At 39.0% G+C, this 25,533-nt stretch carries 22 protein-coding genes and 1 pseudogene; 11 read left to right on the top strand and 12 right to left on the bottom strand.

Annotation, left to right across the window (positions count from 1 at the left end):
- Nucleotides 1–22 precede the first annotated feature (22 nt).
- Both DX522_RS01765 and DX522_RS01760 read right to left on the bottom strand, forming a co-directional pair.
- Nucleotides 23–1,021, bottom strand: a complete 999-nt coding sequence (locus DX522_RS01765) for an iron ABC transporter substrate-binding protein (protein ID WP_115179610.1) — start codon at nt 1,019–1,021, stop codon at nt 23–25.
- A gap of 165 nt (nt 1,022–1,186) precedes the next feature.
- Nucleotides 1,187–2,734, bottom strand: coding sequence for a class I SAM-dependent methyltransferase (locus DX522_RS01760; RefSeq protein WP_115179609.1), 1,548 nt, complete (start codon nt 2,732–2,734; stop codon nt 1,187–1,189).
- 240 nt (nt 2,735–2,974) lie between these two features.
- Here DX522_RS01760 and gshAB point away from each other — a divergent pair.
- From gshAB to DX522_RS01740, 4 genes and pseudogenes are all read left to right on the top strand, one after another.
- Nucleotides 2,975–5,246 (top strand): annotated as a pseudogene (gene gshAB, locus DX522_RS01755) (bifunctional glutamate--cysteine ligase GshA/glutathione synthetase GshB).
- 98 nt (nt 5,247–5,344) lie between these two features.
- A complete protein-coding gene (locus DX522_RS01750; RefSeq protein ID WP_115179608.1) occupies nt 5,345–6,433 on the top strand; it encodes a PhoH family protein in 1,089 nt (362 codons plus the stop codon).
- Between the two features lies 1 nt (nt 6,434).
- The gene (gene ybeY / locus DX522_RS01745) at nt 6,435–6,899 is read left to right on the top strand and encodes an rRNA maturation RNase YbeY (protein ID WP_115179607.1); all 465 of its coding nucleotides are present in this window, start codon (nt 6,435–6,437) and stop codon (nt 6,897–6,899) included.
- Between the two features lie 18 nt (nt 6,900–6,917).
- Nucleotides 6,918–7,703: a Cof-type HAD-IIB family hydrolase gene (locus DX522_RS01740; RefSeq protein ID WP_115179606.1), complete on the top strand. Its 786-nt coding sequence runs from the start codon at nt 6,918–6,920 to the stop codon at nt 7,701–7,703.
- A gap of 37 nt (nt 7,704–7,740) precedes the next feature.
- Here DX522_RS01740 and tpx read toward each other — a convergent pair whose 3' ends face one another.
- From tpx to serC, 3 genes are all read right to left on the bottom strand, one after another.
- On the bottom strand, nt 7,741–8,238 hold the full coding sequence (gene tpx / locus DX522_RS01735; RefSeq protein WP_115179605.1) for a thiol peroxidase: 498 nt from the start codon (nt 8,236–8,238) through the stop codon (nt 7,741–7,743).
- A gap of 8 nt (nt 8,239–8,246) precedes the next feature.
- Entirely contained in the window at nt 8,247–9,356 is a 1,110-nt protein-coding gene (gene hisC / locus DX522_RS01730) for a histidinol-phosphate transaminase (RefSeq protein ID WP_115179604.1), read from the bottom strand.
- 64 nt (nt 9,357–9,420) lie between these two features.
- Nucleotides 9,421–10,503 carry a 3-phosphoserine/phosphohydroxythreonine transaminase gene (gene serC, locus DX522_RS01725; RefSeq protein ID WP_115179603.1) on the bottom strand — a complete coding sequence of 361 codons (1,083 nt, stop codon included), beginning with the start codon at nt 10,501–10,503 and terminating at the stop codon, nt 9,421–9,423.
- A 178-nt stretch (nt 10,504–10,681) separates the two neighbouring features.
- Here serC and DX522_RS01720 point away from each other — a divergent pair, with 178 nt between their 5' ends.
- Nucleotides 10,682–11,032: a DUF496 family protein gene (locus DX522_RS01720; protein ID WP_115179602.1), complete on the top strand. Its 351-nt coding sequence runs from the start codon at nt 10,682–10,684 to the stop codon at nt 11,030–11,032.
- Between the two features lie 76 nt (nt 11,033–11,108).
- Here DX522_RS01720 and DX522_RS01715 read toward each other — a convergent pair whose 3' ends face one another.
- The gene (locus DX522_RS01715; protein ID WP_115179601.1) at nt 11,109–11,606 is read right to left on the bottom strand and encodes a YbhB/YbcL family Raf kinase inhibitor-like protein; all 498 of its coding nucleotides are present in this window, start codon (nt 11,604–11,606) and stop codon (nt 11,109–11,111) included.
- Nucleotides 11,607–11,616: 10 nt separating this feature from the next.
- Nucleotides 11,617–12,609 (bottom strand): 16S rRNA (guanine(1207)-N(2))-methyltransferase RsmC, encoded by a 993-nt coding sequence (gene rsmC, locus DX522_RS01710; RefSeq protein ID WP_115179600.1) that lies wholly within the window; start codon nt 12,607–12,609, stop codon nt 11,617–11,619.
- 87 nt (nt 12,610–12,696) lie between these two features.
- On the opposite strand from rsmC, the gene DX522_RS01705 reads away from it, so the two are divergent.
- From DX522_RS01705 to rimI, 3 genes are read left to right on the top strand one after another with little or no spacing between them, the layout of a single operon-like run.
- Nucleotides 12,697–13,287, top strand: a complete 591-nt coding sequence (locus tag DX522_RS01705) for a hypothetical protein (protein ID WP_115179599.1) — start codon at nt 12,697–12,699, stop codon at nt 13,285–13,287.
- 3 nt (nt 13,288–13,290) lie between these two features.
- On the top strand, nt 13,291–13,695 hold the full coding sequence (locus DX522_RS01700) for a DNA polymerase III subunit psi (RefSeq protein ID WP_115179598.1): 405 nt from the start codon (nt 13,291–13,293) through the stop codon (nt 13,693–13,695).
- A 5-nt stretch (nt 13,696–13,700) separates the two neighbouring features.
- A complete protein-coding gene (gene rimI / locus DX522_RS01695) occupies nt 13,701–14,141 on the top strand; it encodes a ribosomal protein S18-alanine N-acetyltransferase (protein WP_075875207.1) in 441 nt (146 codons plus the stop codon).
- A 55-nt stretch (nt 14,142–14,196) separates the two neighbouring features.
- Here rimI and fdhE read toward each other — a convergent pair whose 3' ends face one another.
- Genes fdhE through fdnG form a run of 4 tightly spaced genes read right to left on the bottom strand, consistent with a single transcriptional unit; the run spans nt 14,197 to nt 19,894 of the window.
- Complete coding sequence (gene fdhE / locus DX522_RS01690) at nt 14,197–15,105, bottom strand: formate dehydrogenase accessory protein FdhE (RefSeq protein ID WP_115179597.1); 909 nt, start codon at nt 15,103–15,105, stop codon at nt 14,197–14,199.
- 59 nt (nt 15,106–15,164) lie between these two features.
- The gene (locus tag DX522_RS01685; protein ID WP_049355964.1) at nt 15,165–15,881 is read right to left on the bottom strand and encodes a formate dehydrogenase subunit gamma; all 717 of its coding nucleotides are present in this window, start codon (nt 15,879–15,881) and stop codon (nt 15,165–15,167) included.
- Nucleotides 15,874–16,809, bottom strand: coding sequence for a formate dehydrogenase subunit beta (gene fdxH, locus DX522_RS01680; protein ID WP_049362185.1), 936 nt, complete (start codon nt 16,807–16,809; stop codon nt 15,874–15,876). Before fdxH ends, DX522_RS01685 begins: the two co-directional genes overlap by 8 nt.
- A 1-nt stretch (nt 16,810) precedes the next feature.
- Nucleotides 16,811–19,894, bottom strand: a complete 3,084-nt coding sequence (gene fdnG, locus DX522_RS01675) for a formate dehydrogenase-N subunit alpha (RefSeq protein ID WP_151197594.1) — start codon at nt 19,892–19,894, stop codon at nt 16,811–16,813.
- 274 nt (nt 19,895–20,168) lie between these two features.
- On the opposite strand from fdnG, the gene fdhD reads away from it, so the two are divergent.
- The gene (gene fdhD, locus DX522_RS01665; protein WP_115179595.1) at nt 20,169–20,978 is read left to right on the top strand and encodes a formate dehydrogenase accessory sulfurtransferase FdhD; all 810 of its coding nucleotides are present in this window, start codon (nt 20,169–20,171) and stop codon (nt 20,976–20,978) included.
- A 66-nt stretch (nt 20,979–21,044) separates the two neighbouring features.
- Here fdhD and DX522_RS01660 read toward each other — a convergent pair whose 3' ends face one another.
- Nucleotides 21,045–22,091, bottom strand: coding sequence for an ABC transporter substrate-binding protein (locus DX522_RS01660; protein ID WP_115179594.1), 1,047 nt, complete (start codon nt 22,089–22,091; stop codon nt 21,045–21,047).
- Between the two features lie 146 nt (nt 22,092–22,237).
- Between DX522_RS01660 and uvrD the strand changes: the two genes are divergently transcribed.
- Together uvrD and DX522_RS01650 are read left to right on the top strand one after the other, a co-directional pair.
- Complete coding sequence (gene uvrD / locus DX522_RS01655; RefSeq protein WP_115179593.1) at nt 22,238–24,415, top strand: DNA helicase II; 2,178 nt, start codon at nt 22,238–22,240, stop codon at nt 24,413–24,415.
- Nucleotides 24,416–24,523: 108 nt separating this feature from the next.
- Nucleotides 24,524–25,528 carry an ABC transporter permease subunit gene (locus DX522_RS01650; protein ID WP_049355977.1) on the top strand — a complete coding sequence of 335 codons (1,005 nt, stop codon included), beginning with the start codon at nt 24,524–24,526 and terminating at the stop codon, nt 25,526–25,528.
- Nucleotides 25,529–25,533 lie beyond the last annotated feature (5 nt).

Genomic DNA, 25,533 nt, shown 5'->3' with positions numbered 1-25,533 from the left:
TATATTGCATAGCAAATTAAACTTATTTCAAACCAGCTTCTTCAATAAGTTTATTGGCGTTGTCTTTGTCTTCAGAAGTCGTTGCCGAAACAACAGGCGCTTCTAATTTCGCATAAGGTTCCATGTTAAATGGAGAAACCACATCGGTACGAAGTGGGTATTCTGCACGTACTGAAACAAATGCTTGTTGTCCTTCTTTACTTGCTAAGAAATCAACGAATTTTTTCGCTTCTTCTTTATTTTTAGAACCTTTTAATACTGCTGCACCAGAGTAAGTCACTAATGCACCAGGATCTTGATGGCGAATAAAATAAAGACGGGTTTTGAGGTTTTCAGCACCTTTTTCTTTTGCCAAAGTATACCAGTAATAGTTGTTGATTAACGCTGCTGGTACTTCACCATTTTCAACCGCTTGAAGGGCAACACTGTTTTTCGCATAAAGTTTACCGTTTTCTTTTAGGCCTTTTAACCATTTAAGAGCAGCATCTTTACCTTTTAATTTGGTAATCGCAACAACTTGCTCTAAGAATGCGCCTGAAGTTGGAACGTAACCAATTTTATCTTTCCATTTTGGTGTTGCATAATCTAACACGGATTTTTCCATGTCTTTTTCAGATAATTTAGTGTGATCGTAAACCACAACACGAGAACGACCGCTTAATGCGACCCAGTCTTTTTTCGGTGCAACAGGCACGCCCTTGTGTGCAGTTTGTTTAATAGTATCTGCAGAAAGCGGTTCTAATAAGCCCGCATCAGACAGGGCAGCGAAAGGTGCAGTTTGTTCAGAAAAGAATACGTCAGCAGGGGTTTTATCGCCCTCTTCTTTTAATTGAACTGCAAGTTGATCACTTTTAGCACTGTTTAAGGTCACTTTAATGCCCGTTGCTTTTGTAAATGCATCAGCAACAGCTTGAGAACCTTCTTTGTGCTGGCCGTTGTAAACGGTAATATCGGCAAAGCTACTTGCTGAGAATGTAAGCGCGGCAGCGAGTGTCGCAATTTTGAAAGATTTGAATGTCATTGAAAACTCCTTGTTTTATGAGAATGAATGTTTTAGTTAAGTTTGAATAGCCTTTATTATATTTATAAATTTATTTAAATGCAAATAATTCTCAAATTTTCTTTTAGCAAAGAAAAAGGAGAGCGGTTAGCTCTCCTTCAATAGATTGATTACTTTGAATTTTGTTTATAGTGTGGCTGGTTGGATGTAACCACGCATTGATAATTCATGACAAATAATATCGAATAATCTTGAAAAATCATATTCTTCATCAATGAGTTTTTCATTGTTATTCATATCTTTATACCTATTTTGAATTAGGTATTCTTTGAGCGAGGTTTCTAGAACAATTTTAGTTGTTGGTTTTTCCATTTGAGACATCATATAAAGTTGAAGTTCGTTTAAATTTTCAATGCCTCCATTATACATATTGCCTAATCCGATATATTGATCTGCTCCATCTACCATAGTTTGCATATATTGAGTGAACCGTTTTGGTACATAAGTTTTGTTTTCTTCAAATTCATATATTGGATATGGTGTGAGATAGACGTTTATATAACCTAAGATAATTGCTAACAATACGGAAGAGTAAATTTCCTGTTCAGTGATATTTTCAAAACTTTTGTTGTTAGATACATAATCAGTTAATGATTTAATTGTAAAACTATCTACTTGATAGATAAAGTGTTCAAGTAATTTTGCAACGTCTTGATTATTGAATATATTACCTAGATTATTTTCTCTACCTTGATTAATGAAGGTTAATTTATCCAATAAACTTATATCTATATTCTCGGTGCGATTAATTTTATCTTGTAAATGAGCATGGCATAGTAAACTTCTTCTAAATCCTACATCGTAAAGATAATCAATACATTGTTCTTGTACGACATAATCGTTTTCTGATAATTGATTGATCATGTCACGTAAATGTTGTGGCATCCAAGAAATATATGAAAGTTGAAAATCTGTATCGCCAATATAAGCTAATTGATGTTGATGTAGGCTATCAACAAATTGATTCAAATAGAGAGGATGGTTGTGATATTCAAGATATTCATGGGCAACATAATGTTCATCTTTAGTTTGAATATTATCAAAGTTTTCAATTCTGCTCTTGTTATTGTTTTTTTCAGACTCAATCGATTTAATTGCATCTGAGAATAATTGAACAACCGCTTTGCCACGACGAGTTTGCTCAGAGAGCGGTAAATCCTGAGTATATTTATTGGCATAGAGCATAATATCACGTGCCACTTCGCGGCTTTTCCAACCGGGATAGGTGTTGTAAGAAATATAAGCAATACCATTTGGCGTTAAATTCTCACGACAAATCTCAAGGATTTTATCTTTCACATTATCAGGTACCCAAGAATAAATACCATGTACGATGATGTAGTCAAACAGGCCAAACTCAGGCGTAATATCGAGAATATTTTTTGTTTCTAAACGAACGTTTGTTAATCCCATTGATTGAATAATTTCATTACCTTGAGTAATTTGACTATCTGCTAAATCAATGCCGACAAATTCAGTATCTGGATAATAAACCGCTTGAGAAATTAAGTTTCCACCAAAAGAAGAACCTAATTCTAATACTTTAGCACCTTTGAGTTCTGGAGGGGTTAATCCCCATAATGTTGCATTCCCTTCCAAAAGCGCAATGCTCGTATAAGAAAAGGGTCTTGAGTAGTATCTAAGTTCGTCGTAGCGGTTATTTTGTTCGGTCATAATCTATCCAGTTTGTAACATAATTGAAGTCGCATATTATAGAGGGAATAGGGATGAAAACAAAGCGATGATTATTTCCCATGAAGTAGTAATTACGCTAGAATAACCGCAATTTTTACCAGCTTAGTATCCAGATAGATTTTCTTATATCAAAATTTCATATTCCATTCTATTTTCTTACTTCGCCCCACGTTGATTTTTCTCCATAATGTCTGGTAGAAATTTCTAATAAGGACAGATATGAATATTCAGCAAATCATTAAACAACATCACCTAGAGCTCTTATTTCAGCAAGGGTCATTTGGGATTGAAAAGGAAAGTCAACGGGTGCATTCGAATGGTTCAATTGTGACATCATTGCACCCTAAAGCCTTTGGTAATCGTCGTTTTCACCCTTACATTCAAACAGATTTTGCAGAAAGTCAATTGGAATTGGTGACTCCCCAATGAAAAAGTTAGAGGATACATTACGTTGGCTCTCGGCAATTCATGAAGTCACCTTACGAACATTACCCGACAATGAATTTATTTTTCCTTTCAGTATGCCAGCCGGTTTACCGCCAGAAGATCAGATTAAGGTCGCTCAATTAGATAATTCAGAGGACGTGGCTTATCGTGAGCATTTAGTTCAATCTTATGGTAAATATAAGCAAATGGTGAGCGGCATTCATTATAATTTTCAGATTGAACCTAAGTTTATTGATGCCTTATTTCATGCACAAAATGAAACACAAAGTGCGGTTGATTTTCAAAATGATTTTTACATAAAAATAGCGAAGAATTTCTTACGCTATCAATGGATTTTGCTCTATTTGTTTTCAGCCACACCGACGGTAGAGGAAAAATATTTCAGAGACAATTCCCCCTTAAACCGCATCAATATGTGCGGAGTTTACGTTCAGGGAAATATGGTTATGTGAATGATCCAAAGATCTCTGTCTCTTATGACAGTTTGCAAGAGTATGTTGAGACGTTAGAACGTTGGGTGAAATCGGGTGATTTGATTGCAGAAAAAGAGTTTTACTCAAGTGTACGTTTGCGTGGTGCTAAAAAAGCGCGAGATTTACTTGAAAAAGGAATCCAATACTTGGAATTCCGTTTGTTTGATCTCAATCCGTTTGCACCTTATGGAATGGAACTTGCTGATGCGAAATTCATTCATTATTTTATTTTGTTAATGGCATGGCTTGATGATACCGCTGATCAAGAAGGCATTAAATTAGGTAAAGCACGTCTTGCTGAAGTAGCATGGGAAGACCCAAGAGAACTGAGTGTTTATGCGGTAGAAGGGGAATTAGTCCTCCTTGAAATGCTCAAAATGCTTGAGCAACTCAATGTGAGTGATGAGATTAAAACGATTGTTAAAGACAAATTAGGGCAATTTGCGGATCCAAACCAAACGCTTTGTGTGAAAGTAGTCGCGGCAATTGAACAGGTTGGCAGTTACCAACAGTTAGGGGCAGATATCGCGCAATCCAATAAAGCAAAAGCCTTTGAACGTTTTTATGCATTAAGTGCGTTTGATAATATGGAACTGTCCACACAGGCGTTATTGTTTGATGCAATTCAAAAAGGATTAAAGATTGAGATTTTAGATGAACGCGATCAATTTATCAGTCTTCAATTTGGCGATCATTTGGAATATGTGAAAAACGGTAATATGACTTCTCACGATAGCTATATTTCTCCACTCATCATGGAAAATAAAGTAGTGACGAAGAAAGTCTTAGCAAAAGCTGGATTTAATGTACCGCAAAGTATCGAGTTTACCGATGTGAAAAGTGCGGTCGAAAATTTCCCACTTTTTGAGAATCGAGCCGTCGTGATTAAGCCAAAATCAACGAATTTTGGTTTAGGGATCAGTATTTTCCAACAAAGTGTAACGAATAGAGAAGATTTTGCAAAAGCAGTAGAGATTGCTTTCCGTGAAGATAAAGAGATCATGGTTGAAGATTATCTACTTGGCACTGAATATCGCTTTTTTGTGCTGGGGGATCAAACATTAGCCGTCTTATTACGTGTTCCAGCAAATGTCATTGGAGATGGTGTACATACTGTTGTTGAATTAGTTGCCGCTAAAAATGATCATCCTTTACGGGGCGATGGTAGTCGTACACCATTGAAAAAAATTGCATTAGGGGATATTGAGCAGTTGCAGCTTAAGGAACAAGGCTTAACCGTGAATTCTATTCCTGCAAAAGATCAACTTGTTCAATTACGTGCGAATTCTAATATTAGTACAGGCGGTGATTCTATTGATATGACGGATGAAATGCATGCCAGTTACAAAGAAATTGCGGTAGGGATTAGCAAGACAATGGGGGCGGCAGTTTGTGGTGTAGATTTAATTATTCCTGATTTGAAACAGCCGGCAGAACCGAGTTTACATTCGTGGGGTGTGATTGAGGCAAACTTTAATCCTATGATGATGATGCATATTTTCCCATTTAGTGGACAATCTCGGCGATTGACAATGAATGTGATTAAGATGCTTTTCCCTGAATTGCCTTAATTTAGTTATCGGGCTTCATCAGTTGGTGAAGCCCGTTTTACATTCATCGTAATTAGGCTAAAATGGAAACAGTATTCACAATTCTAAAATGAAATTTAATGACAACTTTTACCTTAGAACCTCAAGAAAATGATCGTCTGCAATCCCTTTGCGGTGCATTCGATGAAAATATCAAACTGATTGAAAAAGAATTTAACCTCAATATTTCCCGCAATAATTTTACTTTCACGGTGAAATCTAAGGATGAAAGTCCGAAACCTCATCATGAGCAATTAATTGAGCGTGCGGCTAAATTAATCCAGGCATTATATGTAGAGACAGCACCAATTAAGGGGAAAGTGAAAGAACTTGATTTGGAAGATGTGCATATTGCCTTGCAAGAGAGCAGAATGTTATCGCAAGAAGGCAGTGAGTCACGCAGTGAAAATCACGTCTATAGCACAACAATTAAAACCAAGCGTGGTTTGATTAAACCGCGTGGTGAAAATCAAACTCAGTATTTACATAATATTCTTACGCACGATATTAGTTTTGGGATTGGCCCCGCTGGCACAGGGAAAACCTTTTTAGCTGTAGCAGCAGCTGTCGAGGCATTAGAACGTCAAGAAATTCGTCGCATTTTGCTGACTCGCCCCGCGGTGGAAGCGGGCGAAAAATTAGGTTTCCTGCCTGGTGATTTAGGACAAAAAATTGAGCCTTATTTACGACCACTTTATGATGCGTTATTTGAAATGCTTGGCTTTGAACGGGTACAAAAATTGATGGAGCGAAATGTGATTGAAATTGCCCCATTAGCTTATATGCGTGGTCGCACACTCAATGACAGCTTTATCATTCTAGATGAAAGCCAAAATACGACAGTCGAACAAATGAAAATGTTTTTGACCCGTATTGGTTTTAATTCCAAAGCCGTGATTACAGGGGATGTGACTCAAATCGATTTACCGCGAAGCACAAAATCGGGTTTACGCCACGCCATGGAAGTGTTAAGCAAAGTGTCAGAACTAAGCTTTAACTATTTTGAGAGTAAAGATATTGTACGACATCCTGTGGTGGCAAAAGTGGTGCAAGCTTACGAAGAATGGGAAGCCCAAGATGAAATCCGCCGTCAAGAAATCGCAGCGCAGCGTCGAGCTGAACGTGAGCAAAAAGTGCGGTCAGAAAATGAAACGAATTTAGGAGAATAACATGGGCAATATGATTATCGATTTGCAACTGGCCTGTGAAAATACAGAAGGCTTGCCATCAGAAGCGCAAATTCTGCAATGGGCAACCGCCGCAATGCAACCAGAAAGTGATAATGTCGAAATGACAGTACGCATTGTGGATGAAGCGGAGAGTCATGACTTGAATTTGACTTATCGTGGAAAAGATCGTCCAACCAATGTATTGTCTTTCCCTTTTGAATGTCCCGATGAAGTGGAATTACCGCTGTTAGGCGATTTGGTGATTTGTCGCCAGGTAGTAGAACGCGAAGCCATCGAGCAAGAAAAGCCTTTAATGGCGCATTGGGCGCATATGATAGTGCATGGTAGCTTACATTTACTTGGTTACGATCACATTGAAGATGATGAAGCAGAAGAAATGGAAAGTTTAGAAACTGAAATTATGCAGAGTTTAGGTTTTGCCGATCCTTACCTTTCCGAAAAATAATGACAATTTGGAGCAATTATGTATAAAGCCGTATTCAGTGATTTTGATGGTACCTTATTAACTTCGGATCATCGAATTTCGCCTAAAACCTTAGATGCCATTCAACGCATTACAAAACAAGGTATTCCATTTACACCCATTTCTGCTCGTTCACCGCTGGGTATTTGGCCTTATGCGAAACTCATTGAAAATTACAACATCATTGTGGCATTCAGTGGTGCCTTGATTTTAGATAAAAACGCCACACCTATTTATTCGGTACAAATTGATCCCGCTGATATCCAAGCCATTAACCAAGTATTAGCAGATCATCCTGCACTAGGTGTCAATTATTATACTTATGATGATTGCGTCGCTCGCGATTTGGATAATAAATGGGTGATTTATGAACGTAGCGTGACAGGCATTCAAATTGATCCTTATGATGAAAGTGCGGTCTATTCTCCACATAAAATTCAAATCATTGGTGAAACGGATGAAGTGATTGGTATTGAGCAAATCTTGAAAGAGAAATTTCCGCATTTAAGCATTTGCCGTTCTCATGCGAATTTCCTTGAAGTAATGCATAAATCCGCGACAAAAGGTAACGCGGTACGTTTTCTCGAAGATTACTTCCATGTGAAGATGGAAGAATGTGTTGCTTTCGGTGATAACTTTAATGATTTAGATATGTTAGAAAGTGTGGGATTAGGCGTGGCAATGGGCAATGCTCCCGATGAGATTAAAAAAGCCGCCAATCGCGTCACCGCTTCGCATAATGATGATGGGATTGCATTGATATTGAATGAGATTTTTCCTGAATAAATAAAAAGGCGCTTTCTATGAAAAAGCGCCTTATTCATTATAGTGCGGCTAGCGCAGCTTCATAATTTGGCTCATCTTTAATTTCAGACACCAATTCACTATGTAACACGTTATTGTTTTCATCTAAGACAATCACTGAACGAGCAGTCAAACCCGTGATTGGACCAGTTGTGATGTTTACCCCTAAGTTTTCATGGACTTCTTTATGACGGAAAGTAGAAAGCGTTTCTACGTTCTCAATACCTTCCGCACCGCAGAATCGTGCTTGTGCAAAAGGTAAATCAGCTGAAATGCAAAGTACCACAGCATTTTTTAAATTAGCTGCTTGTTGATTGAATTTGCTAACAGAAGTTGCACATACACCTGTATCAATACTTGGGAAAATATTTAAAACTTTGCGTTTTCCTGCATAAGTATCAAGCGTGACGTCAGCGAGTTCTTTATTGGTGAGCGTAAGTGCGGTCACTTTCTCTCCTTTTTTGGGAAAGTTGCCGCTTACTTCAATGGGATTACCCATCATTGTTACTTGAGTCATAAATGCTCCTATTTTTCATTTCCTAAATTAAGCACTTTTTTAAGTGCAGTAAAAAACTTGTCATTTTCTTGTGGTAAGCCAATACTGATACGTAAGTGATTTGGCATACCATAGCCTGCAATTGGGCGAACAATGACGCCTTCACGTAATAATGCATCATAAATTGATGCTGCAGGCTGTTTAAAATCAATGGTAATAAAATTACCTTTAGACGGAATAAAGTCTAAACCATATTGTTGGCAGAAGGCCTCATAACGTTTCATTTCTTGGCGATTGTTCTCAGCCACTTTTTCGACAAAGGCATCATCGTTCATCACCGCAATCGCACTGGTCAAAGCAAGACTATTACAGTTAAATGGCTGACGAACACGATTTAATAAATCTGCAATTTCAGGATTAGAGACCGCGTAGCCAATACGTAAACCCGCAAGTCCATAAGCTTTCGATAGTGAGCGTGAAACGATAAGATTCGGGTATTTTTCCAGTAATGAAAAAGAATTAACGCGTTCGCTTGGATGAGTAAATTCGGTATAAGCCTCATCTAATACTACAATCACATTTTCAGGCACTTTGGCTAAGAAGGCATCCAATTCTGCTTCCGTTAAGAAATTCCCCGTTGGATTGTTTGGATTGGCAATAAAAATCAGCTTGGTTTTATCTGAAAGTGCGGTCAAAAATCCGTTTAAATCATGACCCCAATTCTTAGCTGGAATTTCTTTTGCGACGGCATTAATGGCTTTGGTCACTAAAGGGTAAACAATAAAAGCATATTGTGAATAAATCACTTCATCATGCTCACCCGCAAAGGTATGAGCAAAGAGCTCTAATAAATCGTTAGAACCATTGCCAAGGGTGATTTGGTTTGGTTGCACACCAAATTTTTTTGCAATAGCCGCTTTAAGTTCAAAACCATTCGCATCAGGATAACGAGTTAAATGATCAAGTTGGGCTTGAATGGCTTTTTTCGCACTTTCAGGAAAACCGAAAGGGTTTTCATTTGAGGCAAGTTTAACGATATTAGTAATGCCTAATTCGCGTTCGAGTTCTTCGATTGGTTTCCCCGCTTGATAAGGCGAAAGAGATTTTACGCCTTGATTGGCGACATTGATGTATTGCATATGCTTTCCTTATAAAAACGAGCGGGCCTTTCAGCCCGCACGTTGAGTTTAATGAATCAGATAATTAGCTATTTTCAGCTTCAAATTTTTTCATGAATTCAATGAGCGCTTGTATACCCTCTAATGGCATCGCATTATAGATAGAGGCGCGCATACCACCTAGCACTTTGTGGCCTTTTAAGGCTTGAAGACCGGCAGCTGTAGATTCTGCGACAAATTTAGCATCAAGCTCTGGATTACCTGTTACGAATGTCACATTCATGGTTGAACGGTTTTCTTTAGCCACGACGTTACGATAGAGTTTACTGCTATCAATGTAGTCATAAAGGGTTTGTGCTTTCACTGCGTTACGTTTTGCAATTTCTTTTAAGCCACCGATTGCTTGAATATGTTTGAAGACCAATGAACAGAGATACCAAGCAAAGGTTGGTGGGGTATTGATCATGGAGTCGGCGTCACGTTGTGTGGCGTAATTCCAAATAGATGGGGTTGCTTGGCGAGCATGACCAATTAAATCATCACGAATAATCACGAGCGTAATTCCTGCGGGACCAAGGTTTTTTTGCGCACCCGCATAAATGACACCAAATTTGCTAATATCAATTTCACGAGAAAGGATATTAGATGACATATCTGCCACGAGAACAGCATTTCCAACATTTGGTACATCAAAAATTTCCACACCACTGATGGTTTCATTTGGGCAATAGTGAACGTAATCGTATTGTTCAGCGATTTCGCTGAAATCAAGATTGGTGATGTGTGTATGCTCACCATTTTCAACAATGGTAATTTCATCAATTTCAGCAAAGTTACGTGCTTCTTTCGCTGCAGTTGCAGACCAGTGGCCACTATTTAAGTAAAGCGCTTTGCCTTTCTCACCGATTAAGTTCATCGGTAATGCCGCAAATTGACCACGAGCGCCACCTTGTAGGAATAACACGCGATAGTTATCTGGAATGTGATACACTTCGCGCAGATCTTTTTCTGCTTGAGTAATCAATTCCATAAAATATTTGCCACGGTGGCTGACTTCCATCACAGACACACCTTGATCAAGCCAGTTAGTGAGCTCAGCTTGTGCTTTGTGTAGTACCTCAGGGAAAATCATGGCTGGACCAGCACTAAAATTAAAGACTTTTGACATTGTGTTTCCTTATTTTATTTTGAATAGATTCTTCATTTTTACCACTACCGAATAGGATAATCAACTAAATCAAACAGTTTTTTGATCTAATCCATCAATTTAAATTTAAGCTTTTGACGGAGACGAAAAAAAAAGCTACATTACCTAAAGTTTGTTTTTAACTTTGAGAGAGTCGATCATGGGAAATGTAAATAAATCCTTCCAAGAAGTGTTAGAGTATGTACGTTTATATCGTTTAAAAAATAAACTTAAGCGAGACATTGAAGATAACAACCGTAAAATTCGCGACAATCAAAAAAGAGTGTTGTTGTTGGATAACTTAAATCAATATATTCACGATGATATGAGCATTGAAGATGTTCGTGCGATTATCGAAAATATGCGTGATGACTATGAAGGACGTGTGGATGAGTATAATATTCGTAATGCGGATCTTTCTACTCAACGTCGAGAAGTGAGCGCGAAAATGAAAGAGCAGAAAAAAGCGCATGCGAAATTAGTAAAAGATACAAATAAAATTACATTATAAAATCCTAAAAGAAATGACCGCACTTTATCGAAGTGCGGTCATTTTTTATGGCATTTTTAGGATGATCTATAAATGATTAAACATCATAGGTGCCTATTACCACAGCTTGATCTAAAATATGCCCTTGCATCGCAAAATGTAGATCATTAAAACGGAATCCAGGTTTGAGGTTTAGTTTAGTATTGAGCGCATACACAATAAGCTCGTAACGATGTAAACAGTTTGGTGGTGCCATACCGCCATAGAATGAGGCTTCTTCAATATCAAATTGACCTAATTTACTCGCCCAAGTGTTTGCACCTTGCACATAATCTGTTGCGGTTTGGCTTTCATTTTCTTGAATAACTGTACGTTCAAGATCTGCAATAAGCCAATGAATCCACACAAAGCCACTTGCAGTAATTGCGTCTTTATCTTCTAAGACAACTGCAAAGGATTTAGTGCCTTGAGGTGCATCGTGAATTTCAAATGGAATAGAGTAGGTTGGCATACCATTTGGGCTAAATTGTGTGCCGCGTTTACCATATTTGTCTTCAAAAGCACCATTTTGAATGGCTGAACTGGTTACAAACATTGTTTTCTCCTTAATTTCTCACGGAATACACTTTAAATTTGGTGGTTTGAGCAAGGACTTCAAATTTCCCGAAATGTTGTGCTAATAAATCGGGATAGGGTAGAAATGCATTAGCAACGATACGTAGTTCTCCGCCTGCCGTTAAATGCCATTTAGCCTGTTGAATAAGTTCTTTCACCGCACGATAAGCGGTATCAACTCCATCGTGGAAAGGTGGGTTTGAAATAATCAGATCAAATTTTCCCTCAATGTGGGAAAACACATCGCTTGCGATAACCTGACCTTCAAGCTGATTTTCAGCAAGCGTTTGACGAGCAGATTGAATTGCCATTGCATGAATATCAGTCATTGTAACATCCGCTTTAGGATGATGTTTTTTGATCATGGAACCAATGACACCCGCACCACAACCAACATCTAATACTTTGCCTTGAATTGGTGATGTTAGGGTAGAAAGTAGAAGCGACGTGCCACTATCAAGTTCATTGGCACTGAATACACCCGGCAAGCTGTAAATACGGAGATCACCTAATGCATCATTTTGATAGGATTTCCAATAAGATTGAAGATCAAAGTGCGGTTGTTTTTGTAAGGAAAAATGGTATAAACCGCAACGACGCGCAGAGTCGATTTTGCCAATTTCACCATAAGGTTCAAGCAGTTTTTCAGCAGAGCGGACACCACAACGATTTTCACCGATAATTAACACTTCTTGACCAATTTTACTTTTGGCGAGTAGTTGCATCAGCTGAAAATTCACTTCTTGTTTATTCTTCGTCCAATAATAAATAATCAAATCGGCTTGCGGCTGAAATTCAACCTCAAAATTGACCGCACTTTGGGTTTTGGCATAATCAAAATACCAACTCCAAACCTGCACGGATTGGCAATGTTTTTGCAATATTTGAGGAAAATCATCATTAATGCCGCCGGCAAGAAGAATTGATTTACCGCTAAAAAGGGGAAGATGGCGTTGTAAAACTTCGCTTTCGAGAGAAATCACGCTTTAAATCCTGTGGTTTATTGGTTAAAATTACGCGCTATTCTAACAAAAGAAAACGATTTAAACGTATTTATTAAGGAATTATTTATGAAAAAAATCATCACTGCAGTCGCAATGGCAAGTTTATTGTCCGGCTGTCAATTAATCGAACAACTTCAAGGTAGCAAGCAACAACCTTCAACCTTACCAACTAGCTCAACGGTTGAATTATCAGCGGCACAAGCACAAAGCTTAGATGCACAGTTTGAGCGCATTAAAAAAGGTAACCAAGAAGTCACATTCAATGGTGAGAAATTCTATAAACAAACAAAAGCCTTTGATAAATCAGAAGATCCGCGTTTCTTAAGTGGTGCAGCAAGCGTAGATCGTAGTAATCGTAAATTCATTATGAGTGAAACCTATTATTTAAAAGATGTTTCTCATGTTCCTGCATTAACAACAAAATATCTTGATGCAAACAAAAAAGTATGTGAGTTAAAAATGATTGGTAACGCTTCAGATGTTTACTATGCTTGTGATGGTAAAGATTTCCAACGTTTTATCGCCGTGATTTATCAAGCGAAAAACATTCTTTCTTTCCGTAGCTTAAAAGCGTATCAAGAAAAACCAACAGATGCGCAAGAAAAAGCGATTGTTAATGGTTTAAGAGATTATCCGTTAGATACTATCGCTCGTTAATCTATGGATAGACGCAATCTTCTTTTAAATGAAATGGGGATAACCCGTTGGCAGCTCTATCGTCCAGAAGTATTGCAAGGGGCGGTAGGTGTGAGTGTTTCAGAACAAGTGAAATTTATTGTGGTGGCCAATGATAATCTTTCGAGTTCACCACTTTTTGCAGATGTTCGACTTGCGCTAGAGCTCAAAAAAGAAGATTGTCTTTGCCTGAATTTCGCTCAAATCCAACATATTACTTTACAGCATTCTGTGCGGTATTGGTTATTGGCTGAAAATGCTGATGAAATCGACCGCACTTTGCCTTATTGCTTAAATGCAGAGCGTGTTTATCGCTCTGTTGATTGGCAACAATTCCAGCAAAATAGCCAAGCTAAGCGTGAGCTTTGGCAACAAATCCAACAAATTTAATCATGATGCCTTCTCTTTTTCCTATTGAAGAATACGATATGGATCGCTTATATGAAATTGAACAAGCAGCACATCTTGTGCCTTGGTCATTGGGAACATTGAAAAATAATGTCGGCGAGCGTTATCTCAATTTGAAATTAGTGGAAAAGGAGAAAGTGCTGGGTTTTGCTATTTGCCAAACGGTATTAGATGAAGCCACATTATTTAATATTGCGATTGACCCCGCTCAACAAGGAAAGGGCTACGGTTCGTTTTTATTGCAAGGTTTAATGGATAAGCTTAAAGAGAAAGGCATTCAAACGCTTTGGCTTGAAGTGCGTGAATCGAATCCTGCTCGATTCCTTTATGAAAAGCTGGGATTTAATGAGGTTGATATTCGTAAGAATTATTATCCCAAACCAGATGGTGGACGAGAAAATGCTGTCGTGATGGCATGTTATCTCTAGAATGAAAAAGTGCGATCAATTTTGACCGCACTTTGTTTACCTGAAAAATAAGACATTACACTTCTTCTGCAGGGAAGACAAATGGATTTAATCCACTGCGAGCGAAGCCTTTTTCTTCCATTTCAATATCTAAGAAAATTGATGCTAAATCATCTGCTACCGCTTCAACATTCGGATCTTTTTCTTGGAACATGATTTTTAAATAGCTTTGGCAATCGCCACAGGTTTCAGCACGAATGAGTGCAAGCTCTTCATTTAATGACCACATTTCAAGATTTTTGTGTTCATTGCAGTTTGTGCATTGTGCGCGCACTAAATTCCACTCACTTTCACAGAGATTGCAGTGCAAATAGCGTAAACCTTGTGAAGTACCGATATGGACAACACTTGACACGGGTGCAGAACCACAAACAGGGCAGTAATGTAGGTTATCTGTGCCTTCTTGGCGGCTGTTATGAGGAATTTGTTGAGCCAATTGTAACCAATAAAGAGAAAGTGCCGCCCAGATAAAGACAGCTTTATCTGTGCTCACTAAATTAAATTCTTGGCTTAAAAGATGGCTAGCCATCTCTTCAAGCTCTTTCTCTGAGGCTTTTTCAAGATTTTCAATGGTAGCAAGAACCTGTTCATTTGCTTTTGGTTTAATGCTATGTAAAATTTCTTTGAGATATTCAATCCAAATGCTTGAGCGTTTAAATGTTTTAGTATTTAACGGTTCAAGTTCATTTAAATTATCGAAATGCTGTTTTTCTAATGGATTTTTTTCAAATACGCTTAATTGGCTTTCCACAACATCTGCAGCAAAGAGTAAATAATCAGCCAATGGATGATCTTTCGCTAATTCTCTTAAACGTTTTGCACGACGTTGATAAAGATTTTTAGGGTTAGCAAATAGCACAGGCGGAATATCGTATGAATTCGTTTTTTGTTTGATTTCGTCTGCAGATAAGATTTTGATACTCATAATAGTCTCTTAAGTATTGATAAGAAAAAGTGCGGTCATTTTAACCGCACTTTTTGATTTTAGCCATTGATACCTTTGAACAATGCTTTGGTTTTTACTTTTTTACCTTCAGCCTCGTTTTTAAGATCTTCTTCTAGCTTAGGAAGTACTTCGTCGTTATACCATTTAGGGTGGTGTTTTTTCGCCCAGCGAACGGTTACCCAGCCTTCCACGATACCACGAATGGAGCCTTTCACCCAGAATGCCATGTACATGTGTACCAAGATACCGGTGAACAACATGAATGCACTTAGTGAGTGAAGTAAAATCGCAAAACGCAACACTGGGATAGAGAAGTAGTGTGAGAAATATTGACGCCACATAATGATGCCGGTTACAAGCAAGGTAACCATCGCCAAGTTCAATGTCCAGAATAACATTTTTTGACCAAGGTTATACTTACCGTTATAAGCAACAGCATGTTCATTTCCTTTCAATACTTCAAGCATGCCTTTTAACCAGCGGATATCGTTTTTCTCTGGAATGTTGTGATCCCAGTAAAGATAGCCAAGGAAAATAAAGGCAACGAACATAATGATACCGGTGAACGGGTGAATTGCTCGTGCCAGTTGCGGGGTACCTAAAATCTCAGTTAACCACGCAAAATCTGGGAAGAAGAAAGCCACACCAGTGAACATCGTCATAAAGAAGCAGATTACGAGTAGCCAGTGGCTAAAACGAGCAGGCGTTCTATGACGAATGATTCGAGTATCATTGCTAATCTCAATCTTACTCATCTTTGCCCCCTTTTCTATCTTCTTCTTCAAATGTGTGGTGATGATCTTCCACATCTTCTTCTACGTTTGGACCTACAGCTAAGTAGTGACCGATTTCAGCAAGCGCTAAACCACCCATTGCCACAGCGGCTACTGGTTTCAAGATATCTTTCCACAAGGTAACTGTTGGGTCGATTTGTGGATCTTTTGGTAATCCTGAATAAAGTTCTGGTTTATCAGCATGGTGTAATACATACATTACGTGTGTACCACCTACGCCTTCAGGGTCGTAGATGCCTGCGTTTTCGTAACCACGCGCTTTTAAGTCAGCAACACGTTGTTCTGCGTAAAGTTTCATTTCTTCTTTAGAACCAAAACGAATTGCACCGGTTGGACATGTTTTCACGCAAGCCGGTTCTTGGCCTACAGAAACACGATCCACACAAAGGGTACATTTATACACGCGATTGTCGTCTGGGTTCATACGTGGAATGTTGAACGGACAACCAGCGATACAGTAACCACAACCGATACATTTATCAGATTGGAAATCCACGATACCGTTCGCATATTGGATGATTGCACCTGGTGCAGGACAAGCTTTTAAACAGCCTGGTTCTGAACAGTGCATACAACCATCTTTACGGATTAACCATTCTAAACGATCATTTTCTTCTACTTCGTTAAAGCGCATTACCGTCCATGCTTTTGCGTTGAGATCTACTGGGTTATCGTAGATCCCCACACATTGAGCATTAACATCAGAACGGATGTCATTCCACTCTGAACAGCCCACCTGACAGGCTTTACAACCGATACAGGTGGATACGTCGATTAATTTTGCTACTTCAACTTTATGATCACGCGCTTGAGGTGCTGGTGTTAAACCAGACGTAGCGGAGACCTTGATAATGTCTTGCGATTGAACGCCTTGACCACTTCCTGCCATATTATGCCTCCGCTTTCTCAATGTTTACCAAGAATGTTTTATATTCTGGTGTTTGAGTGACTGCTTCACCCCAAGATGGTGTTAAGGTGTTGGTGGAGAAACCACGGTTACCTTTACCATTTAAGGCTTTCATATTCCAGTGAATTGGAATACCCACGTGATGTACGGTACGCCCGTCGACTTCTAAGTCTTTCAAACGTTTTGTTACTACTGCAACGGCTTTAATGTAGCCACGGCGAGAAGTAATTTTCACCATATCACCTTTTTGGATGCCTTTTTCTGCTGCTAATTTCTCACCAATTTCCACGAATTGTTGTGGTTGAGCGATGATATTTAACGCAGATTGAGCCGTCCAACTGTGGAAGTGCTCGGTCAAACGATAAGTTGTTGCCACATAAGGGAAGTCTTTGTTTGAACCGATAAATTCACGGTCTTCTTTATAAATACGAACAGTCGGATCAGAAACTACACTTGGGTGTAGTGGGTTAGTGTCAATCGGACTTTCAATTGGTTCATAGTGTTCAGGTAATGGACCCGTTGTAATTTTATCTACAGCAAATAAACGACCTACACCTTCTGCAGACATAATAAATGGACCTGCATCAGAACCTGGTGGTTGCGTACCATAGTCAGCTACATCTAACCAGTTCCAGTTTTTACCGTTCCATTTGATTAATTGACGGTGTTTATCCCAAGGATTACCGTTAATATCAAGTGAAGCACGGCTGTAAAGGATACGACGGTTTGCCGGCCATGCGAAGCCCCAACCTAATGTACAACCTAAACCTGATGGGTCAGAGTTGTCACGGTTTGCAGTTTGGTTACCTTTTTCAGTCCATTGACCCACATAGATCCAGTTACCTGATGAAGTTGTACCATCATCACGTAAGTGAGCGAATCCGTTAAGTAATTGACCTTTTTTATACATGACGTTGCCATCTGCATCGAGAAGATCAGCAAGTGCGTAACCATTCAATTCTTTTGCTAATTCTACAGAACTTGGTGAATGCGGTTGAGCATAGTTCCAAGTCATTGCTTCGAAAGATTCGATACCACGACCACCTTCTTTTTGATAAAGGTGATGCATTTCTTCACGAATCATAGAAAGAATTTCAACATCTGGTAACGCTTCACCTGGTTGGTCACAGCCTTTCCAGTGCCATTGTGCCCAACGACCAGAGTTAGCAATAGAACCATCTTCTTCTGCGAAACAGGTGGTTGGTAAACGGAATACTTCAGTTTGAATATCTGCTGGATTCACATTGTTTGATTCACCAAAGTTTTTCCAGAATTCAGAAGATTCAGTTTGAAGCGGATCCATTACGATTAAGAATTTCAATTTGCTCATACCTGCAACAGTTTTGTTTTTGTTCGGTAATGAGTTTAATACGTTGAAACCTTGTAAAATCCAACCGTTCAATTTGCCATCATTCATTAACTTAACATGAGTGATAGGGTCGTATAAGCGGTCTGCTTTTGGTAAGAAATCGAAACCCCAACCATTTTCTTTGGTTGCTTTATCACCATAGAACGTTTTCATCATACTCACGAAGAATTTCGACGTATTACGATAGTAGTTTACTTGGTTCGGTACGATATCTTTTGGCGTAATCGCATTAATGTATTGTTCGTAAGAGCTATCTTTGTCATTTGGTAGACGCATATAACCTGGTAAAGACATCGGCAATAAGCCCATATCTGTTGTACCTTGAACGTTTGAGTGTCCACGCAATGCATTAATACCGCCACCTGGCATCCCCATATTACCTAAGAGTAATTGAATCATCGCCATTGAGCGAATGTTTTGTGTACCGATTGTGTGCTCAGTAAAGCCTAACGCATACAAGTGCGTCATGGTTTTATTCGGTGCAGAGGTTTTACCAATTTCTTCACAGATTTGTAAGAAGAGTTTTTGTTTTACACCTGTGATACGTTCAACCATTTCTGGGGTATAGCGAGAAACGTGATCTTTCAAGATATTAATCACACAGCGTGGATCTTGTAAGGTCATATCACGTTTAGCAAAACCATTCTCATCAAATTGATAATTCCATTTTGATTTATCGTAAGCACGTTTTTCTTCATCAAAACCTACGAATAAACCATCTTCAAATTTGAAGCCTTCATCAACTAAGAATGAAGCATTGGTATAGTGTTTAACGTATTCGTGTTGAATTTGATTAGTTTCCAATAAGTAACGGATCACACCCATTAAGAATGCGATATCAGAACCGGAACGAATTGGCGCATGAAGGTCAGCTACAGAAGCTGTACGGTTAAAGCGAGGGTCAACCACGATGATTTTCGCACCGTTTTTCTTCGCTTCGATCGCCCAACGGAAGCCAACAGGGTGAGCTTCAGCAGGGTTACCACCTTGAACAAGAATAAGATTGGCGTTTTTGATGTCAACCCAGTTGTTTGTCATGGCACCGCGACCAAATGATGGAGCAAGACTTGCTACCGTTGGTCCGTGTCAAGTATTCGCTTGGTTACACATCGGCACCATGCCCAACATACGCACCCATTTATGAGTAAGAAGTGCGGCCTCGTTGCTCATGGCGGAGGCGGTCATAATACCAGTAGAAGTCCAACGGTTAACGGTTTTGCCACTTGCATCTTTTTCAACAAAGTTAGCATCACGGTCATCTTTAAGTAAACGAGAAATGCGTTTGATTGCTTCTTCCCAAGAAAGGCGAACCCATTTGTCAGAACCCGGTGCTCGATATTCAGGGTATAATGCACGGCTTTCACTATTAACATAGTCCAACGCGCCAGCACCTTTAGGACATAATGCCCCACGGCTTACCGGATGGTCTGGGTCACCTTCAAGGTGGAATAATTTAGAACGGGTATTGGTGCCTGTATGGCTGCTTAAAGCATCGTAAGGTTTGCCTGTGCTATATAACAACATACCACAGCTCACTGCACAATATGTACAGGTGTTACGGGATTCAAACGCCCGTAATAATTTGTATTCACGTGGTGCTGCTAAGACCGATGATGGTGCAAAGCCCAACATTGCCGCAGACGTCCCCGCCATACCACCTGCACAGATCTTAAAGAACTTACGTCTAGAGACCTGCATAATCACTCCTTCATAACGGCGAACCGTTAAGATATTTCGATAGTATAAATTCGTATAGATAATTTATTTGATTTCGTTAAAATAACGTATCAACCATTAAATTGATTATAATAATGACCAATTTAAACGGAGCCGATTTTAACTATTTTTTAACCAAAAATCCATAATCAAAACTTGTTATAATCGTTTTAAAACTTGAGCTAGATCACAAAATAAGCATTTTTTGTTAAAAAATCGTAACATTTTTGCTACAACTATTTTATTGGGAAAAATAATGCACTGGATAATCCAAAAAACAATCAATTTTTTTAAAAAAACACCTGAAAATCCGACCGCACTTTTAGTGGAAAAACAAGATAGTTTGGCTGCGGAAGTCCCTGTTTCACTTGTCTATAATGGTATTGCGCATACCGTCATGATGTGTTCTCCACGAGATTTAGAGGATTTTGCTTTAGGCTTTTCACTCGCAGAAGGTATTATTGAGAAAAAAGCAGATATTTATGGCATTGATGTGGTGGAAGTATGCAATGGTATTGAAGTGCAAATTGAATTATCTAGCCGTCAATTTGTGGCATTAAAAGATCATCGTCGAACATTAACAGGCAGAACAGGATGTGGCATTTGCGGCACAGAACAAATCTCACAAGTTTATAAAAAATTGCCAAAATTAGACCGCACTTTCCAATTTAATTTAAATTTATTAGATGGCTGCTTAGAACAATTACAAGCCAATCAAGAACTCGGAAAAGAAACAGGAGCAACACATGCAGCGGCCTTTTTTGATTTGTCTGGTAATTTACTGGCGATTCGAGAGGATGTCGGGCGACATGTAGCGCTAGATAAATTAATCGGCTGGCATGCTAAACAAAATCAACCGCAAGGATTTGTACTTGTTTCAAGCCGAGCCAGTTATGAAATGGTTCAAAAATCGGTAGCTTGTGGTATTGAATTACTTGTTGCGATTTCTGCAGCAACAGATCTTGCCGTCAATATGGCTGAACAACACAATCTTTCCCTTATCGGCTTTGCTCGCCCAGGAAAAGCCAATATTTATTCTGGGAAAGAGCGATTTGTTTTAGCTTAGTTTCATATGTTAAAAAAAATGCAGTCAAAACATTCTTATTTTGACCGCACTTTTTGTTTATTCCTTTTATTCTTTTGGCGATTTACCCTCTAAGAGTACTTCAGAGACCCAACGTTGAGTCAGGTGTTTGCCTTCTTGATCCGTACCAAATTTCATAAAATCAATATCCACTAGTTTTAATTTGCTAGCCGGTAGGAAACCAGGAGCCGGTTCAGCATGAATATTTGTTGGAAGTTGATAAGAGTCTGATTCTCGCCACGGAATTTCTTGCGCTTCTTTGCTTAGCACAAAATCCATAAACATTTTAGCATTATCGAGGTTTCTTGATCCTTTGATGATACTTGCTCCACCTAAAGAATAGCCTACGCCTTCGCATGGTAAAATGCCTTCAACTGGCGCACCATTTTTCTTCTCACGCAGGTAAACCAGCATAAAACCTAAATCAATCGCTACGGTACCGTTAGCCAAATAGTTGCTCGCAAGACCTGTTTTGGTATGTTGCATGAGATTTGGTTCTAGTTTTTTCAGATAGTCAAAGGCTTTTTCTTCTCCCCATAATGTGGAAAAAGTACTGACAAGTGAGTAGCCCGTGCCGGAAACACGGGGATCTGGATATTGAATTTGACCTTGATATTCTGGTTTTATCAGATCTGCATAACATTTTGGTGCAGGAATATTCAATTCTTTCAATTTTTTAGTATTGACCCCAATGCCAAGTTCCATTAAGTAAATAATAGAAGTGAAATTACCACGTTGCTCCATTAAAGATTTAAATTGTGGCATGATGTCTTTTTGTAATGGGGAACGATAGGATTCAAGTAAGCCTAATTCAGCCGCTTGAAGATGAGGTTCAATGGTGCCACCAAACCAGAAATCAGCTTGTGGGTTTTCTTTTTCAGCTTTAATTTTGCCTAATACGACGCCTGTACTATTACGCACAAATTGTGCATCTACATTGTATTTTTTACTAAAGGCTTGCGTGACTTTTTCGCATAGTATGTTTTGTACGCTGCAATAGACAGTGAGTTTTCCTTCAGCCTGTGCATGAGACGTGAAGGCGAGTGCCACAAGGGTAGAAAGTGCGGTCAATTTTAATGTTGTTTTAATTGGCATATAGGTTCTCTTTTTAATCTTAGTTATCGTTCTTGTTTGGGGCGCTCATATTAAGCGGGCGGAGGAAATTTGTAAACATTAGGATTGTTTAAAAATATAATTCCCACTATAATCCCTGTAAATTTAACCAGATTAAAATAAGAGCAATGGATATTTCAGAATTACTTGATGGCTTGAATGATAAACAACGTGAAGCAGTGGCAGCACCACTTGGTAATTACCTTGTGCTTGCTGGTGCAGGAAGTGGCAAAACTCGCGTACTGACTCACCGTATTGCTTGGTTGATTGCCGTAGAAAATATTTCTGAAGGTAGAATTATGGCGGTAACTTTTACTAATAAAGCCGCTGCTGAAATGCGCCATCGTATTCAAGATACTTTATCCAAACATGCTCAATCCAATTTATTTGGCATGTGGATTGCCACATTCCATAGCATTGCCCATCGATTATTACGCGCTCACCATTTAGATGTAAACTTGCCACAAGATTTCCAAATTTTGGATTCTGAAGACCAACTTCGTTTAGTGAAACGTTTGATGAAATTGCACAATTATGACGATAAAGCATTTCCACCGAAACAAGCGTGCTGGTATATCAATAATAAAAAAGATGAAGGTTTAAGACCGCAAGATATTAATGATTTTGGTGATCGCCAGGAAAAAGAGTGGATTAAGATTTATCAAATTTATCAAGATACTTGTGATCGTGCGGGTTTGGTGGATTTTGCTGAATTGTTAATTCGTGCGTATGAATTATTTGCTAAAAAGCCGGTGATTTTGCAACGCTATCAGCAACGTTTTCAGCATATTTTGGTGGATGAGTTTCAAGATACCAATAAAATCCAATATGCCTGGATCAAAATTCTTGCCGGTAATACGGGCAAAGTGATGATTGTGGGCGATGATGACCAATCCATTTATGGTTGGCGTGGTGCGCAAGTCGAAAATATTCAAAAATTCCTAAAAGATTTCAACGCTGAAACGATTCGTTTGGAGCAAAATTATCGTTCTACTGGCAATATTCTGAAAAGTGCTAACCAACTTATTTCGAATAATAGTGATCGTCTCGGTAAGAATTTATGGACCGACGGTGAAATGGGCGAGCCAGTGGGTATTTATGCGGCATTTAATGAGTTAGATGAAGCAAAATTCGTGGCGTCTCAAATCCAAAACTGGGTATATGACGGTGGGAAATTAGATGATTGTGCTGTTTTATATCGTAGTAATAGCCAATCTCGTGTCATTGAAGAAGCGTTGATTCGTTGTCAAATTCCTTATCGTATTTACGGTGGAATGCGATTCTTCGAACGCCAAGAAATTAAAGATGCGTTGGCATATTTACGCTTAATTAATAATCGCCAAGATGATGCCGCGTTTGAACGTGTGATTAATACGCCTACGCGTGGTATTGGCGATCGTACTTTAGATGTGTTACGAAATTTAACCCGTGAACGTCAAATTACCTTATGGCAAGCAGTGCAAGTGGCCACACAAGAAAATATGCTAACGGGACGTGCTTCAACCGCATTGCTTCGTTTCCAAGAGTTGATTAATTCTTTACAAGTTGATACAGCCGAAATGCCATTATTTGCACAAACTGATTTTGTGATTAAACATTCTGGCTTATACGATATGTATAAACAAGAAAAAGGTGAGAAAGGTGAAGTGCGTATTGAAAACTTAGAAGAATTGGTGACGGCAACCCGAGAATTTATCAAACCTGATGAAGCAGAGGATATGACCGATCTTACCGCCTTTTTAACTCATGCTTCTTTAGAAGCGGGAGAAGAGCAGGCTTCGCCGCATCAATCTTGTGTAGAAATGATGACCTTGCACTCTGCAAAAGGCTTGGAGTTCCCGCGCGTATTTATGGTGGGGGTAGAAGAGGGCGTATTCCCAAGTTTCCGTTCATTTGAAGAGCCTGGACGTTTGGAGGAAGAACGCCGTCTTGCTTATGTGGGCATTACACGAGCTAAGCAAAAACTGACGATTTGTTATGCGGAAAGCCGTCGTGTTTATACGAAAGAAGAACGTCATTTACCTTCGCGTTTTATTACAGAATTGCCACCAGAGTGTATTCAAGAAATCCGTTTGCGCGGAACGGTGGCTCGAGCATTAAACCAAGCGAAAGTAGGGAGTTTAAGCATGAGTTTGCCAGAAAATGAATGGAAAATGGGGCAAAAAGTGAAACATGAAAAGTTTGGTTTTGGCACTGTTATAAATGTTGAAGGCTCAGATAATAACACCCGTTTACAAATTGCTTTCCAAGCTCAAGGCATTAAGTGGCTGATTGCGCATTTGGCAAAATTAGAAAAAGTGCGGTAGAATCGGGAGGATTTTATTGCAACGAGTATGAATATTAGTGTTCATATTCAATATGCCAGTGCGAAAACGTTCGAAGAAACGACCGCACTTTTATCATGTGGGAAGTAGATGTTTAAATTTATTTTAAAACGTATTTTAATGGTGATTCCTACCTTTATCGCCATTACTTTTGTGACTTTTGCTCTCATTCATTTTATTCCGGGTGATCCTGTGGAAATTATGATGGGAGAGCGAGGTTTAACACCCGAAGTTCATCAACAAATGATGAAGCAACTTGGTCTCGATTTACCGTTGTATCAGCAATATTTCAACTATATTGGCAATGTGATACAAGGCGACTTTGGTGAATCATTCCGTACTCGACAACCTGTACTGACAGAGTTTTTCACACTTTTTCCTGCCACGTTTGAATTGGCTTTCTTTGCACTATTTTGGTCGTTAATTGCCGGTATTACGCTAGGAACGATTGCTGCTGTAAAGAAAGATAGCTGGATTTCTCATACCGTAACAGCTATGTCCTTAACCGGTTATTCCATGCCAATTTTCTGGTGGGGATTGATTTTGATTTTATATGTTTCACCTTGGTTTGGTTTGCCACAAGGGGGACGTTTAGAAGACAGTTTCTGGATCGATACACCAACCGGTTTTATGTTAATCGATACTTGGCTTTCAGGTGTACCAGGTGCTTTTGAAAATGCAGTTAAGTCATTGATTCTACCTGCTATTGTATTAGGTACTATTCCACTTGCAGTAATTACTCGAATGACACGTTCTTCAATGTTGGAAGTGTTAGGCGAAGATTATATTCGTACTGCAAAAGCGAAAGGCTTAAGTTATACCCGAATTGTCATTTTTCATGCACTACGCAATGCGCTTATCCCCGTCGTGACGGTTGTGGGCTTGATTGTAGGACAGTTATTATCCGGTGCGGTTTTAACCGAAACGATTTTCTCATGGCCGGGCATTGGTAAATGGATTATTGATGCTATTACCAATCGCGATTATCCCGTCTTACAAGGCGCCGTGTTGATTATTGCTACAATTATTATTGTAGTGAATTTGACGATCGATTTACTTTATGGCGTGGTAAACCCACGTATTCGCCATCAATAAGGAGC

Source organism: Haemophilus parainfluenzae (assembly GCF_900450995.1).
In the GTDB taxonomy this organism is placed as follows: Bacteria; Pseudomonadota; Gammaproteobacteria; order Enterobacterales; family Pasteurellaceae; genus Haemophilus_D; species Haemophilus_D parainfluenzae_O.
Note: the sequence above shows the minus strand (reverse complement) of the source record. Positions and strands in the feature narration are given on the sequence as shown.

Bases quoted from the DNA above. Each gene is read 5' to 3' on its own strand.
- DX522_RS01720 (WP_115179602.1), top strand. From the start codon at position 10,682: ATGGGAAATGTAAATAAATCCTTCCAAGAAGTGTTAGAGTATGTACGT.
- hisC (WP_115179604.1), bottom strand. From the start codon at position 9,356: ATGCAATACATCAATGTCGCCAATCAAGGCGTAAAATCTCTTTCGCCT.
- DX522_RS01685 (WP_049355964.1), bottom strand. From the start codon at position 15,881: ATGAGTAAGATTGAGATTAGCAATGATACTCGAATCATTCGTCATAGA.
- DX522_RS01715 (WP_115179601.1), bottom strand. From the start codon at position 11,606: ATGTTTGTAACCAGTTCAGCCATTCAAAATGGTGCTTTTGAAGACAAA.
- uvrD (WP_115179593.1), top strand. From the start codon at position 22,238: ATGGATATTTCAGAATTACTTGATGGCTTGAATGATAAACAACGTGAA.
- tpx (WP_115179605.1), bottom strand. From the start codon at position 8,238: ATGACTCAAGTAACAATGATGGGTAATCCCATTGAAGTAAGCGGCAAC.
- DX522_RS01740 (WP_115179606.1), top strand. From the start codon at position 6,918: ATGTATAAAGCCGTATTCAGTGATTTTGATGGTACCTTATTAACTTCG.
- fdxH (WP_049362185.1), bottom strand. From the start codon at position 16,809: ATGGCAGGAAGTGGTCAAGGCGTTCAATCGCAAGACATTATCAAGGTC.
- rimI (WP_075875207.1), top strand. From the start codon at position 13,701: ATGCCTTCTCTTTTTCCTATTGAAGAATACGATATGGATCGCTTATAT.
- DX522_RS01700 (WP_115179598.1), top strand. From the start codon at position 13,291: ATGGATAGACGCAATCTTCTTTTAAATGAAATGGGGATAACCCGTTGG.
- DX522_RS01660 (WP_115179594.1), bottom strand. From the start codon at position 22,091: ATGCCAATTAAAACAACATTAAAATTGACCGCACTTTCTACCCTTGTG.
- DX522_RS01750 (WP_115179608.1), top strand. From the start codon at position 5,345: ATGACAACTTTTACCTTAGAACCTCAAGAAAATGATCGTCTGCAATCC.
- DX522_RS01760 (WP_115179609.1), bottom strand. From the start codon at position 2,734: ATGACCGAACAAAATAACCGCTACGACGAACTTAGATACTACTCAAGA.
- ybeY (WP_115179607.1), top strand. From the start codon at position 6,435: ATGGGCAATATGATTATCGATTTGCAACTGGCCTGTGAAAATACAGAA.
- DX522_RS01705 (WP_115179599.1), top strand. From the start codon at position 12,697: ATGAAAAAAATCATCACTGCAGTCGCAATGGCAAGTTTATTGTCCGGC.
- DX522_RS01650 (WP_049355977.1), top strand. From the start codon at position 24,524: ATGTTTAAATTTATTTTAAAACGTATTTTAATGGTGATTCCTACCTTT.
- fdhD (WP_115179595.1), top strand. From the start codon at position 20,169: ATGCACTGGATAATCCAAAAAACAATCAATTTTTTTAAAAAAACACCT.
- fdhE (WP_115179597.1), bottom strand. From the start codon at position 15,105: ATGAGTATCAAAATCTTATCTGCAGACGAAATCAAACAAAAAACGAAT.
- DX522_RS01765 (WP_115179610.1), bottom strand. From the start codon at position 1,021: ATGACATTCAAATCTTTCAAAATTGCGACACTCGCTGCCGCGCTTACA.
- serC (WP_115179603.1), bottom strand. From the start codon at position 10,503: ATGTCAAAAGTCTTTAATTTTAGTGCTGGTCCAGCCATGATTTTCCCT.